We start from the raw sequence: 16,732 nt of genomic DNA, 5'->3' as shown, positions 1-16,732 counted from the left end.
CAAGGAACGGCGTCATGAAAATCCTGCTGCTGTTGTGCGCGGTGGTCGCAGCCGGCCTGTGGCTGTACATCCGGAAAACCTGGCTGGAGAGCGAAGAGCGCATCCACCTGTCGCATTACCTGCCCGACCGCGACCACGTCTAGCCGTCCCGGCGTCCCCGAGCGGCCTGGCCTGGCCGTTGTCATTTTCAAGGTTTGGCCGGACAATATCCGTCATGGCCATTCAACGGGGAAACCATGTCTCAAGCCATCACCTTCTGGTTTGCCTGCGCGCTGATCGCGCTGATCGCCGAATTCATGTCCGGCACCTTCTACCTGCTGATGATCGCGCTGGCGATGGGCGCGGGCGGGCTCGCCGCCTGGCTTGGGCTGGCTGAATTCACGCAATGGTTGATCGCCAGCGCCTGCGGCGCCGCCGGCGTGCTGCTGATCCGCCAGCGCAAACGGCGCCGTCCCGCCCCGCCGCCGCCGCGCGACGACCCCGACTGGGGCCAGCAAGTCAGCATCCGCTCGCTTACCTCCCCCGGCCATGCCCGCGTCTTCTACCGCGGCGCCGAGTGGGACGCCCAGCTGCTCGACGCCGGCCTGAACGCCGGCGACGCCGGCTACATCTGCGGCCGCGAAGGCAATCTGCTGAAAATCTCCTCCACACAACCGGAATAACGCCAATATGGATACCGCCCTGATCCCCCTGATACTGTTTCTGGCCGTCGTCGTCTTCATTTTCAAGTCGCTGGCGGTGGTGCCGCAGCAGAACGCCTTCATCGTCGAGCGGCTGGGCCGCTACCACGCCACGCTGGCGCCCGGCCTCAACATCATCCTGCCCTTCATCGACCGCATCGCCTACCGCCACAGCCTGAAGGAAATCCCGCTGGACGTGCCCAGCCAGATTTGCATCACCCGCGACAACACCCAGCTGAAAGTCGACGGCATCCTGTATTTCCAGGTGACAGACGCCAAACTGGCGTCCTACGGCACCAGCAACTTCATCATCGCCATCACACAGTTGTCGCAAACCACGCTGCGTTCGGTAATAGGCAAGCTGGAACTGGACAAAACCTTTGAAGAGCGCGACGACATCAACCGCACCGTGGTGGCCTCGCTGGACGAGGCCGCCATCAACTGGGGCGTGAAGGTGCTGCGCTACGAGATCAAGGACCTGGTGCCGCCGCAGGACATCCTGCACGCGATGCAGGCGCAGATCACCGCCGAGCGCGAAAAGCGCGCCCGCATCGCCCAGTCCGAAGGCGTGAAGATGGAGCAGATCAACCTGGCCACCGGCGCGCGCGAAGCGGCGATCCAGAAGTCGCAGGGCGAGATGCAGGCCACTATCAACAACTCCGAAGGCGACAAGCAGGCCGCCATCAACAAGGCCAAGGGCGAGGCCGAAGCGCTGCGCCTGGTGGCGGACGCCACAGCCGACGCGCTCAACCGCATCGGCGGCGCGATCCAGAATGACGGCGGACTGGAGGCGGTCAATCTGAAAGTGGCCGAGCAATACATCGCCGCCTTCGGCAAATTGGCCAAGGAAAACAATACCATCATCATGCCGGGCAACGTCGCCGACGTCGGCGGCCTGGTCGCCAGCGCCCTAAGCGTCGTCAAACAAACTAACCGTTAATCACGCGCCAGGGCCCGGCGCAGCTTGAATCTGCGCCGGCCTGCCCCCATAATCACCCGCATGAAATTTTTTACCGACCTCCTCCCCGTCCTGCTGTTCTTCGGCGCCTACTGGCTGACCCGGGACATGTTCGTCGCCACCGGCGTCGCCATCGCCGTCACCGTGATCATGGTGGCATGGGCCTGGATCCGGCACCGCAAGGTTGAAACCATGCAATGGTTCAGCCTGGCCCTGATCGTGGTGCTGGGCGGCGCCACCTTGCTGCTGCACGACAAGCATTTCATCATGTGGAAACCCACCGTGCTGTACTGGGCGATGGGGGCCGGCCTGCTGATCAGCGACTTCGCCGGCAAGAACGGCCTGCGCATGATGATGGGCCAGCAGATCAGCATGCCCGATCCGGTATGGCGCAAGCTGACCTGGGCCTGGGGCGGCTTCTTCGCGATGATGGGCGGGCTCAACCTGTTCGTCGCCTATCACTTCAGCGAAGACGTCTGGGTGAATTTCAAACTGTTCGGCGGCATGGGCCTGATGCTGCTGTTCGTCATCGCCCAAAGCCTGTTCCTGGCCAAGTACATCGAGGAAAAGAAATGATGCTGTACGCCATCATCGCGCAAGACGCCCCCGGCACCCAGGAGCAGCGCCTAGCCGCCCGCCCCGCCCACCTGGCCCGCCTGCAGGCGCTGCAGGATGCCGGCCGCCTGAAACTGGCCGGCCCGTTCCCGGCGATTGACAGCATCGACCCCGGCCCGGCCGGCTTCACCGGCAGCCTGATCGTGGCGGAATTCGCCTCGCTGGACGACGCCCGCGCCTGGGCCGCCGCCGACCCCTATGCCGCCGCCGGCGTCTACGCCGCGGTGGAAGCGAAGCCATTCCGCCAGGTGTTTCCCGCATGAGCAGCACGGTAGCCATGCTGGAAGCGGCGCTGCAGTCGCTCGCGCCGGAACACCTCGACATTCAGGACGACAGCGCCCTGCACGCCGGCCATGCCGGCGCCCGGGACGGTGGCGGCCATTACACGCTGACCATCGTCAGCGCGCGCTTTGCCAATCTCAACCGGGTGCAACGCCACCGGTTGGTCTATCAAACTCTGGGCGAACTGATGGCCAGCCGCGTGCACGCGCTGGCCATCCGCGCCCTGACTCCAGAAGAACTCTGAATTTCTACAAAGGGCTAAGCATGAAGCATTCCCGTATCGCCGCACTGCTGCTGGCTGCCACGATCAGCCTGCCGGCCGCCGCCGAATCCATCGCCGTGGTCAACGGCACCGCCATCGACAAGGCGGAATTGGACGCCGCCGTCGCCAATGTGGTGCAAAGCAACGGCGGCAAGGTGCAGGACTCGCCGGAACTGCGCGAACAGCTGAAAAGCTCGCTGATCAACCGCGAAGTGATCCTGCAGGAAGCCGCCCGCCGCGGCCTGGACAAACAGCCCGCCTTCGCCCAACGCCTGAACGAAGTGCGCGCCGGCATGCTGCGCGACGCCCTGTTCGGCGACATCGTGCAGAAAGCCGGCATCGACGACGCCCAGATCAAGGCTTTCTACGACCAGCAGGCCGCCAAGCTCGCCGCAGCCAAGGAAGTGGAAGTCCACGCCTACCAGATCACCCTGGCCAACGAGGCCGACGCGCAAAAAGTGATCGCCGCGCTGAAGAAGGGCGCCAAATTCGAAGACCTGGTCAAATCCAAGTCGGTCGATCCCAACGCCAAGCAAAGCGGCGGCGACATGAACTGGGGCAATCTGTCGCAGATGGACCCCAAGCTGGCCGAAGCGCTGAAGCCGCTCTCCAAGGGCCAGTACAGCAGCAAGCCGTACCAGTCGCAACTGGGCTGGCACGTATTCAAGGTTGCCGACATCCGCAACGCCCAGTTGCCGCCGCTGGAACAGATCAAACCGCAGATCGCCCGCCAGTTGCAGGAAGAGGCAATCGCCAAGGCCGTTGAAGACTTGCGCGCCAAGAGCAAGATTCAGTAATCCACCCATACCCGACCCAGGAACAGAAGAAAATGCGTAAACTCCTGCTGACAACCGCCCTCGTCGCCGCCTTCGCCGGCAGCGCCATCGCCGTGGCCGGCCCCTCCATCAACGGCCAGCAAATCACCGACGCCCGCATCGACGCCGTCGCCAAGATGATGGAAGCCCAGGGCCAGAACGTGACCCCGCAAGCGCGCGACCAGATCAAGGACCAGCTGGTCACCGCCGAAGTCCTGCGTCAGGAAGCCGTGAAAAAGGGTCTGGACAAGAGCCCGGAATTCACCGCCGAGCTGGCCAATATGCAAGCGATGGCGCTGGCCAACCGCCTGGTCAAGGATTTCGAGAAGGCCAACCCGGTCAGCGACGCCGACCTGAAGGCTGAATACGACAAGCTGGCCGCCTCGGTGCCGGAAACCAAGCAATACCACGCCCGCCACATCCTGGTGAAGACCGAAGCCGAAGCCAAGGCCGTCATCGAAGCGCTGAAGAAGGGCAAGGCCTTCGACAAGCTGGCCAAGGAAAAGTCGATCGACCCGGGCAGCAAGAACAAGGGCGGCGATCTGGACTGGCAGGAAGCCGGCACTTTCGTAGCGCCGTTCTCCGAAGCGATGAGCAAGCTGGCTAAGGGCGAAGTCACCGCCAAGCCGGTGAAAACCGAATACGGCTGGCACGTGATCAAGCTGGACGACGTGCGCACCCAGCGCAATGTGCCGTCGCTGGAGGAAATCCGTCCGCAGCTGACCCAACGGGTGATGGGCTCCCGCATCGAGAAGTACGTCGCCGATCTGAAGGCCAAGGCCCAGATCCAGCAGTAAGCTCCTCCGGGCAACACAACGGGGACGGCATGCCGTCCCCGTTTCTCTTGACAGCCGCTGCCGCCGCGCTTACCTTCGCGCACATTCGCCCGCAGGCCTGCCCTGCTCCTCTTTGCGCTGCCTCCGGCGGCCTCATTCGGAAACGCCAAGACATGGCCGCTCCCTCACAGGAAACTCACATGACCATCACCGTCAACGGCGTTGAAATCAGCGAAGACATGATCGCCTCGCAACTGGAACACTACAGCGACACCCCCAGCCCGCGCGACACCGCCATCCAGCAGCTGATCCTGCACACCCTGCTGGTGCAGCAGGCCAAGAGCGAAGGCCTGGACGTCGCCGACGAGCAGCAAGCCATCCAGGCGCTGCTGGACCAGAAGCTGCAAGTCGCCCCGATCGACGAAGCCAGCTGCCGCGAATTCTACGAACAATATCCGGACCGTTTCGCCAGCGGCGACAGCGCCGTGGCAAGCCACATCCTGCTGCCCAAGGGCGAAGGCCTGGAAGCCGGCCTGATCAAGGCCAAGGCCGAAGGCATTCTGGCCGAAGTGCAAGCCGCCCCGTCGCGCTTCGCCGACCTGGCCCGCGAACATTCCACCTGCCCGTCCGGCCAGCAAGGCGGCAGCCTGGGTCAATTCGGCCGCGGCCAGATGGTGCCGGAATTCGAACAGGCGGTATTCAGCACCGCTGCCGGCGAAATCACGCCCCACCTGGTGGAAACCCAGTTCGGCTACCACATCATCCAGGTCAACGAGCGCGCCGAAGGCAGCAAGATCGGCTTCGACGAGATCAAGGATCGCCTGCAGCAATACCTGACCGATCTGGCCGCCAACCAAGCCATGCATGAATACCTGAATGGCCTGGTCGGCGCCGCCGACATCAGCGGCTATTCGATGAGCGCCCACTAAGCGCCCATCCTTTCCGCCTTACCAGGCCGTCCGCACCGCGCGGACGGCCTTTTTCACTTTGGCCTGCGTCGCCGGCAGCTGATGCAGGCTGGCGGCCACCGGCTTGGAGAACGGGTAGCCGTCGTGCCGGTCCCAGTTGATCGACCACGTCATCACGCCGCGGAAAGTCGGATACGCCTGCGCCGGCGACACGCTGCCGCAGCCTTGCAACGCGGTCAGGCAGCTCAGCGCCTTGGCCACGGCGTCGGCGGTGACGAAACCGGAGTTGGCCGAACTGCGGCCGGACGGCACGCCGAAAGCCACCTGGTCAGGCCGCAGGCCCTTGAAGCTGCCGGAGGCGCCGTTGCCTAGCGGGAAGCCTTCGATCAGCATCTTGCTGCCCGCCACCAGCATATCGGTCGAGCCCTCGGCCAGCGCGCCGTTGGAATACGGCGTGTACAAGCCGCCGTTGTTGTAGTACTGGACATGAATCACCGACAGATCATCGCGCAGGCCGTCGATGATAGGCAGATAGGCGCCCCAGTTGCCGCCGTAGGCGACGAAGCCGCCCTGCACGTACGGATGCTCAGGCGCCATCGACAGGTAGAAATTGGGGCCGACCTTGGCTTTCAACTGCTTCACCGCGCTGACCAGATTGCTGATCACCGGCGCGCCGACGACGATGCCGCTGCCGCTTTCCAGGTCCAGATCAATGCCGTCAAACCCGTACTGGGTGAGGATGCCATACAGGCTGTTGACGAAATTCTGCACCTGGGTCGCATTGTTCAGCGTCACCGAGCCATTCTGCCCGCCCAGCGACAGCACCACCTTCTTGCCCTTGGCCTGCTGCGTCTGGATGTCTTGGATGAACTGGGCGACGCTGCCGGCTCCCGGGTCCAGCGTGAAGCTGACGTTGCCGTTGCCGGCGTCGTCGGCGAAGGCCACCACGATCACGTCCCAATCGCCGCTGACCTGCGCCAGCGGGAAGGCCGAACCGCTGGGGTTGGCGAAGTTGTGCCAGTAGCCTATCAGCGCATGCTTGGCGAACGGCGCGGTATTGCCCGGCGGCGGGCTGGGCGGCGTCGGGGGATTCGGCGGGGTCGGCGGCGTGGGATCGCCGCCGGAGCAGCTGCCGCCCGGCGTCCACAGCGTCGGCGAGGCCGCCGGGTTCCAGTTGGCGCCGACATAAGCGGTATGCGCCACCAGCGCGGTGTAATTGGCATTGTTATAGCTGACCACATCGCCCGCCTTGTAGGCGGTGCCTTCCGCCCAATTCGGGCAGGCCGCCAGCGCCAAGCCGCCATAGGCCAGCGCCGCCGCCAGCGCCATCCCGCGCAAAACCCTGCTGATCCCTTTATGCATTTGCCGTCTCCTTATCTCGCAGTCAGCCACAATTGGTATTTAACTGGTATTTCAGACTATGCGATAGGGGCGAACTTGCAAGGAATAAATGTAAAACGAATATCCAAACAATCATCACCTCAAGGTCAAATATTGACAAATGCATAGTGGCATATAGAATCTCTAAGCCCCACGCCAGCACGACTCTCTCTTGCCTTCCGCCCTTCAGGACATTCCGCATGCGCCGCCATTGCCACCCAGCTGCCCGCCTTCTTCCGGCACTCGCCTTGCTGGCGCTGCCGGGCTGCGCGTGGGCAAACCCGACGGCCGGTTTCGATCGCGCCGCCTGGCAGCAGGACTACCAATTGCTGAAACAGACGCTGCAGCAGCGCTACTCCCATCTGGCCTGGATGGCTTCGCCGCAAAGCGGCATCGACCTGCCCGCGCTGGACCGCCAGGCGCAAGCCGCGCTGCGGCAAGCCCGCGACGACGCCGAGGCTCGCCAGGCCATCATCGGTTTTCAGCAAGGCTTCCGCGACGGCCATTTCTCGCTGCTGGCCAACACGCCAAGCGCCGCGGAAAGCAGCGGCCGCGACGAGCCGGCGCCGCGCGACCTGGCGCGCGACAAGCCTCTGGACGGCTGCGCCGCCCTGGGCTACGAGCAGGACAGCAAGATCGGGTTCTCGCTGCCGTTCGAAACCCTGCCCGGTTTCCATCTGACTTCGGACGGCCTGTCTGAGTCCATGCGCAGCGGCCTGGCCGACCTGGGCCGGGCCGGACAGGCGGCGGTGCTGCGCATCCCCACGTTCAGTCCCAAAGGCTATCCGCTGGCATGCCAGCGCGTCTGGCGCGCGGCGATGCCGCAAACCGGGGCGTTCGACTCGGAAAAACTGTTCCAGCTGACCTACCGGCAATGGTTCGCCGACGTGGCCCAGCGCCTGGCCGAACTGCGCCAGGCCGGCGCCCGGGTGCTGATCCTCGACGTGGGCAACAATCCCGGCGGCAACGACAGCGGCGACGCGATGACCCGGCTGCTCACCCCGGGCGTGGTCCGCTCTCCGTCGCTGTGGATGGCCAGGAGCCCGGCCGGCAAAGCCTATCTGGACCAGTGGATTGAGGACTTGAGCAGCGGCCTTCCCGCCTCGGCGAGCGCCAGCGACAAAGCCAAGCTGCAAGGCCTGTTGCAGGACTTCCGCCAAAAGCGCGCCGAGCTGGATAGCCGGCCGGCGCCGGACATGAGCTGGGTGTGGCGCGAACAGCGCCGATGGGACCCTCAGGCCGGCTACAGCCGGCTGATCGCAGCCGGCTACGCGTCCGGCGCGGTGGCTCACCTGGAACCTGGCAGCTATTCGCGGGAAGTGGCGGAAACGCTGTTCTGGCCAGCGCAGACGGAAAAGCTGAAAGGCGCCTGGCAAGGGCCGGTCTATATCGTCGCCGACCAGAAAACCTACTCCGCCGCCGAGATGTTCGTCGCGGTCAGCCGCGACAACGGGCTGGCGAAAATCGTCGGCGCGCGCACCGGCGGCGATGGCTGCGGCTTCATGGGCAAGCTGGAGCCGCTGCTGCTGCCCCACTCCGGCCTGCGTTTGCGCATTCCCGACTGCGTGCGGCTGCGCGCCGATGGCGGCGACGAAGTCGCCGGCATCCAACCCGACCTGCCGGTGCCGGCGCAGCCTGGCGAAAGCCGGCGCGCCCGCGCCCAGAAAACCCTGCAAGCCATCGCCGCCGACTTGCTGGCCCAGCCCTAGCCCAGACGCAAAAAAAACCGCTGCCAGAAGGCAGCGGTTTCATCCGCGGGGACAGGTTCAGCGGCAGCTGTCCGGCGTGCAGAACAGCGCGTCGTCACCGGATACCGCCAACTTGGGCAGCCGCTGCGCCAGTTCGGCGGCCAGCTGTTCCGGCTTGCCGAACCAGCCGGACAATTCCAGCCGCTCCAGCTTGCCGTCTTGCTCCAGCACCGCCGACGGGAAGCCGCGCAGCCCCCACTGGCTCATCAGGCCGCGCGTCTGGGCGATATGCCGCTCCGCCTCCGCCCTCGCCTCGCGCCAGGCCAGAGCGAAGTCCGCCGCGGCCAGGCCCTGCTCAAGCGCCAGCTCGCTCAGCGTCTCCAGTTCGGCGATGCGCTTTCCTTCCAGATAATGGGCGCGCTGGATGCGGGCCAGCATCGCCAGCGGATCGGCCCCCAGCTTTCCGGCCGCCAGGATCGCCGCGATCGGCGGATTCGAGGCTAGCGGCGCGCCGATATCCTTCAGCAAGCCGTTGAAGTAGGCGTCGCCGAAAGGCTGGCCGCTCATCTGGGCGATGCGCGCGTCGTGCGGCATCACATAGCCCCGCCAGTCCGGCGTGACGGTGCGGCCTTCGGACTCGTCTATCATGCCGCCGGCGTGCATTTCCACGCTGACGCCGGGCAGCGCCGCCACGGCCTTCAGCAAGGGGGAGGCGCCGTAGCACCAGCCGCACAGCGGGTCGTAGAAGTAATGCAGTTTCATCGCGCGCTCGCTTACCACTTCATTTCGCCCTTGCGCACCTTGGCGCCCAGCTCCAGCGTCGACACTTCGGCCGCTTGCGGGTAAGCCTGCTTCATCGCTTCGATCAGCTCGCCGCTGTTGCGGGTGGCGGCGTTCTTGGCTTCAAACGTCTTCAGATAGTCGCGGGTGTAGCGGATGGCGGACACGTCCATCTTGTCGCCGGCGATCATATGGCCCGGCACCACCGTTTCCGGCTTCAGCGCTTCCATGTCGTCCAGCTGCTTGTACCAGCCCTTGCGCTCGGCATCGTTCTGGGTATCCGCGGTCCAGACATGCATGCCGGAATACACGCCGACATTGCCGACGATGGCGCGGATCGACGGAATCCACACATAGCCGCGGTGCGCCATCACGCCCTTGGTGTCGCGCAGCTCCAGCGCCTTGCCTTCCAGCATGATCTTGTCGGCCTTGATCTCGGTCGGCAGCAGCGGCTTGGCTTGCGGCGCGTTGGCGCCCATCTTCGGGCCCCAGAACGCCACCTTGCCCTTCACATTGCCCTTGATGTGGGCCAGCACTTCCGGCGCGGCCACCAGCTCGGCCTTGGGGAAGATCTGCTTCAGCACCGAGGCGCCGAAGTAGTAGTCCGGATCAGCCTGGCTGATGTAGATGGTTTTCAGGTTCTTGCCGCTGTCCAGCACGCGGGCGGCGATGCGGTAGGCGTCGGCGCGGGTGAAGCCGGTATCGATCAGCACAGCGTCCTTGTCGCCGGACACCAGCACCGAGCTGACGTTGAAGCTGTTGCCGTCGGCGTTGTAAACCGACAGCTTGAGGTCGCCCGCATGGGCGAAACCGGCGGCGGACAGGGCGGCGGCGATCAGGGTTTGACGGATCATGGTGTGACTCCTTAAGTCTGGTGCCGGCGCCCGCCGGCGGGTTGAAAGCGATTCGGTGAAGATGCGCACACTATAAGCGCAGGAATCGCACCAATAAATGGGTTAAACTGCACATTATTGTTTCAAAAAACGAGCATATTGATGGACAGGCTCACCGCCATGCAGGTTTTCGCCGAGGTAGCGCAACTCGGCAGCTTCACCGCCGCCGGCGACAAGCTGGACATGTCCCGCCCGATGGTCACCCGCTACGTCGACGAATTGGAGCAATGGCTGGGCGTGCGCCTGCTGCAGCGCTCCACCCGCAAGGTCACCCTCACCGACGCCGGCCTCGCCTGCCTGGCCCGCTGCCAGCAGATGCTGGAGCTGGCGGCCGAAGTGCGGGCCGACGCCAGCCAGCGCGACGGCCAGGTGCGCGGCCTGCTGCGGGTGACCGCCAGCACCTCCTTCGGCCAGGCAGTGCTGGCCGGCGCCATCGCCGAATTCTCCGAACGCCATCCGCAGTTGCGGGTGGACCTGCAATTGGGCGACCGCACCGTCAACCTGATAGAAGAAAGAATAGACCTCGCCATCCGCATCACCAATGAGCCAGATCCCGGCCTGGTGGGACGGCGGCTGTGCGACTGCCGCTCGCTGGCGGTGGCCTCCCCCGCTTACCTCGCGCGCCACGGCGTCCCGCGCCATCCGCTGGAGCTTGAAGCGCACCGCTGCCTCAGCTACAGCAACTTCGGCCGCAGCGAGTGGCGCTTCCAGCAAGGCGCGGAGGAAGCGCTGCGCGTGCGGGTGAGCGGCCGCATCAGCGCCAACGAGGCCAGCGCGCTGCTCAGCGCCGCGCTGGCCGGCGCCGGCGTCAGCCTGCAGCCCAGCTACCTGGCCGCTCCCTACGTCCGCCGCGGCGAGCTGGTGACGCTGCTGCCCGGCTGGGAGCCGGCAGTGCTGGGGATCCACGCGCTCTATCCTTCGCGCCGGCTGCTGCCGCTGGCGCTGCGCGGGCTGCTGGACTTCCTGGCCGAGCGCTTCAGCGGCCCGCAAGCGCCATGGGACCGCCAGCCATGACCGCTGCGCGCGCCTGCGCCATGCCATCCACGTAAAAAGTCATCAGCTTATGAAATTTTCCCATATCGCCGGCGGCGAAATACGGGCATGCGGCGATTGCCCGCCGGCCCCATATCGCCTAAGCTCAGGCTGAATGGTTACGCTGGCAATACGGCCAGTCCGAATGCAAACTGATAAAGACGTGGAATCAAGCCGATGTGCCAGCTCTTGGGCATGAATTGCAATATCCCTACCGACATCCTGTTTTCCTTTGAAGGCTTCCATCGCCGCGGCGGCCTCACCGATCATCATGCCGACGGCTGGGGCATCGCCTTTTTCGAGAACAAGGGCTGCCGCGTGTTCCTGGACGACAAGCCCTCGGTGGAATCACCGGTGGCCGACCTGGTGCGCCGCTACCCGATCAAGTCGGAAAACGTCATCGCCCACATCCGCAAAGCCACCCAGGGCGAGGTCAACCTGGCCAATACCCACCCCTTCATGCGCGAGATGTGGGGCCAGTACTGGATCTTCGCCCACAACGGCAACCTGGAGGCCTTCCAGCCCGAGCCCGGCCAACACTACCGCCCGGTCGGCACCACCGACTCCGAGCGCGCCTTCTGCCATCTGCTGGAAAAACTGCGCGCCAAATGGTCGGAGCCGCCGGAACTGGAAGCGCTGTTCGACGAAGTGGCGCGGCTGTCAGACGAAATCAGCGCGAGCGGCGTGTTCAACTTCATGCTGAGCAACGGCGAAGCGCTGTTCACGCACTGCTCCACCCATTTGCACTACATCATCCGCCGCTCGCCGTTCAACACCGCCCACCTGGTGGATGACGACGTCAGCGTGGACTTCGCCACCGTCACCACCCCGCGCGACCAGGTGGCGATGGTCGCCACCCAGCCGCTGACCGACAACGAGCACTGGCAGGCGCTGTCGCCGGGAGAACTGATTCTGTTCCGCGATGGCGCGCCGCTGCTGAGCCGGACCCGACCCGCCTGAAGCGCCGCGGAGCGGCTCTCCTCATTCAGGGATACGCGATGAGCCGCTTCGATTTCAGCCACCCGCCATTCGACAGCCTGACGCCCGCCGAGCGCGAGGCGCTGGAAGCCCGCGCCGACATCGTCTACCACCCTGACGGCGCCCAGGTTTGCGGCCCTGGCCAGCCGATAGACGCGCTCTACGTGGTGTTGAAGGGCGTAGTGTGCGAACTGGCCGGCGACGAGGCGGTGGCGCGCTACCTCAGCAGCGACAGCTTCGACGCCCGCGCCGTGGCGGCCGGCCAGACGCTCCATCGCTTCGTGGCCGAGGAAGAAGCGTTGCTGCTTGCCTTGCCGCGCGACGCGCTGCTGGCGCTGACCGAAAAAAACCCGCAATTCGGCGCCTATTTCTACGCCAGCGCGTCGCAGAAACTGAGCCTGCTGGCGCAGCGCGCCGGCGGCCGCGAACTGCAGACCTTGCTTGCCGCCACCGTGCGCGACGCAGGCTGCCGCCAGCCGGTATTCGTCGACGCAGCGGCCAGCATCCGCGACGCCGCCCGCGCGATGCGGGCGCAGCGCAGCAAATCGGTGCTGGTGAGAGACGGCGAGCGCCTGGGCATCTTCACCACCACCGATTTTCGCGACATCATCATTGATGGCGTCGACAGCGGCGAGCCGGTGGGAAGGCACTGCAGCTACACCCTGCTCACCATCGACATCGACGACTTCCTGTTCAACGCGCTGCTGCTGATGACCCAGCGCAATCTGCGCCGGCTGGTGGTCACCGAAGACGGCCAGGCGGCGGGCATCCTGGCCCAGGTCGACGTGCTGTCCTATTTCTCCAATCACTCCCACCTGATCGCGCAGCGGCTGGAGCGCGCGCAAAACCTGGAGCAGCTGGCCGACGCCGCGCGGCAGATCACCCGGCTGGTCGGCATCCTGTCCGGCCATGGCGTGCGGCCGCTGCAGCTGGGACGGCTGGTGCAGGCGCTCAACGCCCGCCTGTTCGCCCGCGCCTGGCAGATGATCGCGCCGCCGGCGCTGCTGGAAAACAGCTGCCTGCTGGCGATGGGGTCGGAAGGCCGCGGCGAGCAGTTGCTGAAAACCGATCAGGACAACGCGCTGCTGCTGCGCGACGGTTTCGCGCCGGACGGCCTGGCGGCCTGCTGCGACGCCTTCTCCGCCGCCCTGGCCGGCTTCGGCTACCCGCCCTGCCCCGGCCGGGTGATGGTGAACAATCCGCGCTGGCGGCTGAGCGGCGCGCAGATGCGGCAGCGCATCGACGGCTGGATCCACGACAGCGACGGCGAAACCATGATGGAGCTGGCCATTTTTTGCGACGCGGAAGCGGTGTGCGGCGACGCCGGCTTGCTGGACGACTGCCGCAGCTATCTGCGGGACGGCCTGCAGGACGATGCCGCCTTTTTTTCGCGCTTCGCCCGCGCCATCGGGCAATTCGATACCCCGCTCGGGCCGTTTTCGCGGCTGCGCACCCGCGAACATGACGGCCGCGAGCTGCTGGACCTGAAAAAAGGCGGCATCTTCCCGCTGGTGCATGGCCTGCGCGCGCTGGCGCTGGAGCATGGCGTGCGCGAAGCCTCCAGCCAGCAGCGGGCGCGCCGGCTGGCGGAGGCCGGCCAACTGGATCCGGCGCTGGCCGACGACATTCTGGAAGCGCTCGCCTTCCTGCTGCAGCTGAAGCTGGACCACGGCCTGCGCCGATTGGCCGAAGGGCGCGAGCCGGACAATCAGATCGAGCCGGCCAAGCTGAGCACGCTGGAGCGCGACCTGCTCAAGGACGCGCTGGCGGTGGTGAAGCGCTTCAAGTCGCAGTTGCAGCACCGCTATCGGCTGGGAAGCTTCTGATGCTCGGCGCCCTTTGCCGGCGGTGGCGGCGCAGCCGCCTGCGCGATCCCCGCTATGCCGGCCTGTTCGACGGCCATCCGGACGAACTGGTCAGCCTGGACTGCGAAACCACCAGCCTGGATGTCTCCCGCGCCGAACTGCTGTCGATAGGCGCGGTCAAGCTGCGCGGCAACCGCATCCTGCACAGCGAGGCGCTGTATCTGCTGGTGCGGCCCGGCATCGCCCCCGCCGGCGACAATATCGCCATCCACGGCCTGCGCCGCCGCGACGTCGGCCAGGGCCTGGCGCCGGAAGACGCGGTGCGGCGGCTGCTCGATTTCATCGGCGGGCGGCCCCTGCTGGGCTATTACCTGGAATACGACGTCGCGGTGCTCGACAAATACGTCAGGCCGCTGCTGGGAATAGGCCTGCCGCAGCGCCGGATTGAAATCTCGTCGCGCTACTACGACTACAAGCTCAGACAGCATCCCGGCGGCCACATCGACCTGCACCTGTCCTGCCTGTACCGGGAGCTGGCCATTCCCGAACCGCCGCGCCACGACGCGCTGGGCGATGCGCTGGGCGCGGCCATGCTGTACCAGGCGCTGCGCCAACGCGGTTTCGGCTGAAACCGCATGACACAATATTTGTAAACATTTCCCTTTCCGAGATGCCTGATTCTGGCATGCCTCTTGCTCAAACCCACATCGCCAAGTCATTGTTCCTGCAAGAAAAAGCGGAAATCCAGCCGCTTGAACCGGAAACGGCGGCAAGGACGGGCGGCGCGGCGGCAAGAATTGCCAGTCCAGCGGCAAGCCGGCGGCCTCGCCTCCGTCAAGGACACGAGCGGATCCGTGAAGCTCTGCCCGGCAAACATCTTCTCAAGGAGAGGCAACATGTCTATCAGCAGCACCAGCAGCGACTCGAACACCTACTGGCAGCAGATGCAGGCCCTGCATCAGCAACGCCGGCAGGACGTCAACAACCTGACCCAATCGGTCCAGCAAGGCGACATCTCCGGCGCGCAGCAGGCGCTGGCCGCCTTGCAGCAGCTGAACGGCTCCAACAGCAGCAGCGCTAGCGGCAGCCAGGACTTCAGCGCCGCGCTGAACAACGCCATCAGCAGCGCCTCGGCGGCCGGCTCCAGCACCAGCGCCGCCGATCCGTTCGCCGCCGCCAACTCCAGCACCACCAGCGGCGCTAGCAGCTCGATATCGTCGTTGCTGAACACCCTGGGCCAGGATCTGCAAACCGGCAACATCAGCCAGGCGCAGCAGGACTTCCAGCAACTGCAGCAAGGCCTGCAGCAAGCCGGCGGCACCCAGCAAGCCAGCGCGGGCGGCCACCACCATCACCACCATGGCGGCGGCGAAAACGGCGGGCAGAGCGGAGGGCAGAACGAGCTCCTGAGCGCGCTGGGCGGCACTTCGCAAACCAGCGGCGCCAGCGCCGCCGGCAGCAGCAGCAGCGCGACCAACACCCAGCAATTGCAGGCGGCGCTGAGCCTGTACCAAGCCAATGCCGGCAGCAACGATATCTCCAGCTTGCTGATGTCGCTGTCGGTCTGATCCTGCGCGCGCAAAAAAGCGGCCTCTTCAACGGAGGCCGCTTTTTCTTGCGCGATGGCTAGCGGTAAGGCGCCAGCAGCCGGCACATTTCCTGCCGGCCGGCGGCGGAGTCGCACGCCAACCGCAGGCGCAGCATGGCGGCGGCGTCCCGCGACAAGGCGCTGGCGCGCGAAACGTAGATCTCCAGCGGCTGTTCGGCGAACAGCCACTCTCCCAACCCCGCCGGCTCCACTCCGGCTTCGGCCAGCAGGTTGCCGCAGCCCGGCCGCACGCACACGGTGGCGTCCAGCATCCGCATGCCCTGGCTCATGTCGCTCAGCAACACCGGCCTGTGCTTGACGGTGCGGTCAAACTCCTCCAGCGTCCGGCTCCCGCGCAGTTCGCCTATCTGCAGCCCGGAGAAGCTGGCGGCGCTATGGTGCTCGCGCCCGGCCGACTTCAGATACACCAGCGACACCTTGACCGATCCTATCGTGCAGATAGCGATGCCGTAGCGATTGCGCTCCGGCGAAGGGATGCCGAGATTGATGGCGTTCTCGCCGCTGCGCATGCCGTCCAGCACCCGCAGGTAAGGCCTGGCCTCCGCCGTCACCTCGAAGCCGGCCTGCGCCGCCAGAAAACGGATGAAGTCCGGCCCCACTCCCCGGTCGGTGTCCAGCATGCCCCAAGGCTCCACCGCCAGCGTGTAGGATTGGTAATGCGCCGCCGGCGCCGCTTGCGCCAAGCCGGCCAGCAGCAGCCACCCGCCCTTCATCTTTCCCATTGCCCGTTCCCCGCCGGCCAGGCGCGGCGGCGTTGCGCCATCTCCGGCCATTTCTGTCCGCGCGATTAATGCGCATCAGTACAGTGTAGACCAGCCTCACGCCGGCCAAGCCGTTGCCGCCAGGCGCGGGCGGCCTGCGGCGCAGGCGCCACAATGCCGCGGCCCCCGCCGCGCAACGCCGTCTGGCCACTTGGCGATGTTCGCTTACGAACCTTGAATAGAATTAATGCGAAAATGTTGAAGGCATACGGGAGAGGAGTAGAATGACACCACATCTATTTTTCTTTACACAGGCCAACCACCATGACGTCCCCCGACGGCCCCAGTCCGCGCAATCTGCTGCAATACTGGCTGCACAAGCTCACCGGCTCCCGCTTGAGCGCTCATGACGAACTGCATTTCGGCCATCTGCAAGAAGAGTTCGCCCTGAACCTGGCGGTGATACTCTGCATCCTCCTGTTGACGCTGTTCACCTACCTGCGCAACTAAACCCGGGCGGCGACAAGCCGCCGCCGCCGAACTATCCTGTCTGCAAGGCGTCGACATATC

General features: G+C 65.5%; 20 protein-coding genes. 16 read left to right on the top strand and 4 right to left on the bottom strand.

Going from position 1 to position 16,732, the window contains the following annotated elements; translation table 11 throughout:
* Positions 1-14: 14 nt before the first annotated feature.
* The 9 genes from U6115_RS09795 (at position 15) to U6115_RS09755 (ending at position 5,317) form a co-directional block, all read left to right on the top strand.
* On the top strand, positions 15-143 hold the full coding sequence (locus U6115_RS09795) for a hypothetical protein (RefSeq protein WP_255361868.1): 129 nt from the start codon (positions 15-17) through the stop codon (positions 141-143).
* A gap of 93 nt (positions 144-236) precedes the next feature.
* The gene (locus tag U6115_RS09790; RefSeq protein ID WP_043575914.1) at positions 237-662 is read left to right on the top strand and encodes an NfeD family protein; all 426 of its coding nucleotides are present in this window, start codon (positions 237-239) and stop codon (positions 660-662) included.
* A 7-nt stretch (positions 663-669) separates the two neighbouring features.
* A complete protein-coding gene (locus U6115_RS09785) occupies positions 670-1,620 on the top strand; it encodes an SPFH domain-containing protein (protein ID WP_043575924.1) in 951 nt (316 codons plus the stop codon).
* Positions 1,621-1,680: 60 nt separating this feature from the next.
* Positions 1,681-2,214: a septation protein A gene (locus tag U6115_RS09780; RefSeq protein ID WP_043575927.1), complete on the top strand. Its 534-nt coding sequence runs from the start codon at positions 1,681-1,683 to the stop codon at positions 2,212-2,214.
* Positions 2,214-2,516, top strand: a complete 303-nt coding sequence (locus tag U6115_RS09775; RefSeq protein ID WP_043576210.1) for a YciI family protein — start codon at positions 2,214-2,216, stop codon at positions 2,514-2,516. Before U6115_RS09780 ends, U6115_RS09775 begins: the two co-directional genes overlap by 1 nt.
* On the top strand, positions 2,513-2,779 hold the full coding sequence (locus tag U6115_RS09770) for a BolA family protein (RefSeq protein ID WP_043575928.1): 267 nt from the start codon (positions 2,513-2,515) through the stop codon (positions 2,777-2,779). The genes U6115_RS09775 and U6115_RS09770 overlap by 4 nt, the downstream gene beginning before the upstream one ends.
* A 20-nt stretch (positions 2,780-2,799) precedes the next feature.
* Complete coding sequence (locus tag U6115_RS09765; protein ID WP_043575929.1) at positions 2,800-3,594, top strand: peptidylprolyl isomerase; 795 nt, start codon at positions 2,800-2,802, stop codon at positions 3,592-3,594.
* Positions 3,595-3,626: 32 nt separating this feature from the next.
* Entirely contained in the window at positions 3,627-4,409 is a 783-nt protein-coding gene (locus U6115_RS09760; RefSeq protein WP_043575930.1) for a peptidylprolyl isomerase, read from the top strand.
* Between the two features lie 179 nt (positions 4,410-4,588).
* Entirely contained in the window at positions 4,589-5,317 is a 729-nt protein-coding gene (locus U6115_RS09755; RefSeq protein ID WP_043575932.1) for a peptidylprolyl isomerase, read from the top strand.
* A gap of 18 nt (positions 5,318-5,335) precedes the next feature.
* Here the strand turns inward: U6115_RS09755 and U6115_RS09750 are convergent, their stop codons facing one another.
* On the bottom strand, positions 5,336-6,658 hold the full coding sequence (locus U6115_RS09750) for a chitinase (protein WP_043575934.1): 1,323 nt from the start codon (positions 6,656-6,658) through the stop codon (positions 5,336-5,338).
* Positions 6,659-6,876: 218 nt separating this feature from the next.
* Here U6115_RS09750 and U6115_RS09745 point away from each other — a divergent pair, with 218 nt between their 5' ends.
* The gene (locus U6115_RS09745; RefSeq protein ID WP_080770245.1) at positions 6,877-8,385 is read left to right on the top strand and encodes a S41 family peptidase; all 1,509 of its coding nucleotides are present in this window, start codon (positions 6,877-6,879) and stop codon (positions 8,383-8,385) included.
* Positions 8,386-8,442: 57 nt separating this feature from the next.
* On the opposite strand, the gene U6115_RS09740 is transcribed toward U6115_RS09745, so the two are convergent.
* The gene (locus tag U6115_RS09740; protein ID WP_043575937.1) at positions 8,443-9,126 is read right to left on the bottom strand and encodes a DsbA family protein; all 684 of its coding nucleotides are present in this window, start codon (positions 9,124-9,126) and stop codon (positions 8,443-8,445) included.
* Between the two features lie 11 nt (positions 9,127-9,137).
* Entirely contained in the window at positions 9,138-9,998 is an 861-nt protein-coding gene (locus tag U6115_RS09735; RefSeq protein ID WP_043575939.1) for an MBL fold metallo-hydrolase, read from the bottom strand.
* A gap of 141 nt (positions 9,999-10,139) precedes the next feature.
* Between U6115_RS09735 and U6115_RS09730 the strand changes: the two genes are divergently transcribed.
* From U6115_RS09730 to U6115_RS09710, 5 genes are all read left to right on the top strand, one after another.
* Entirely contained in the window at positions 10,140-11,051 is a 912-nt protein-coding gene (locus U6115_RS09730) for a LysR family transcriptional regulator (RefSeq protein ID WP_043575940.1), read from the top strand.
* 195 nt (positions 11,052-11,246) lie between these two features.
* Entirely contained in the window at positions 11,247-12,029 is a 783-nt protein-coding gene (locus tag U6115_RS09725; RefSeq protein WP_043575943.1) for a class II glutamine amidotransferase, read from the top strand.
* A 38-nt stretch (positions 12,030-12,067) separates the two neighbouring features.
* A complete protein-coding gene (locus U6115_RS09720; protein ID WP_043575945.1) occupies positions 12,068-13,873 on the top strand; it encodes a putative nucleotidyltransferase substrate binding domain-containing protein in 1,806 nt (601 codons plus the stop codon).
* Positions 13,873-14,481 (top strand): 3'-5' exonuclease, encoded by a 609-nt coding sequence (locus tag U6115_RS09715; protein WP_043575950.1) that lies wholly within the window; start codon positions 13,873-13,875, stop codon positions 14,479-14,481. Before U6115_RS09720 ends, U6115_RS09715 begins: the two co-directional genes overlap by 1 nt.
* 267 nt (positions 14,482-14,748) lie before the next feature.
* On the top strand, positions 14,749-15,420 hold the full coding sequence (locus tag U6115_RS09710; protein ID WP_043575956.1) for a hypothetical protein: 672 nt from the start codon (positions 14,749-14,751) through the stop codon (positions 15,418-15,420).
* Positions 15,421-15,478: 58 nt separating this feature from the next.
* Here the strand turns inward: U6115_RS09710 and U6115_RS09705 are convergent, their stop codons facing one another.
* Positions 15,479-16,183 carry a hypothetical protein gene (locus tag U6115_RS09705; RefSeq protein ID WP_146008338.1) on the bottom strand — a complete coding sequence of 235 codons (705 nt, stop codon included), beginning with the start codon at positions 16,181-16,183 and terminating at the stop codon, positions 15,479-15,481.
* 303 nt (positions 16,184-16,486) lie between these two features.
* Here U6115_RS09705 and U6115_RS09700 point away from each other — a divergent pair, with 303 nt between their 5' ends.
* Positions 16,487-16,672, top strand: a complete 186-nt coding sequence (locus U6115_RS09700; protein WP_043575963.1) for a hypothetical protein — start codon at positions 16,487-16,489, stop codon at positions 16,670-16,672.
* Positions 16,673-16,732 lie beyond the last annotated feature (60 nt).

Origin of the sequence: Chromobacterium subtsugae, assembly GCF_035919665.1 — a bacterium.
Classification (GTDB): domain Bacteria; phylum Pseudomonadota; class Gammaproteobacteria; order Burkholderiales; family Chromobacteriaceae; genus Chromobacterium; species Chromobacterium subtsugae.
The sequence above is the reverse complement of the archived record's forward strand: the minus strand, read 5'-3'. Positions and strand labels throughout refer to the sequence as shown.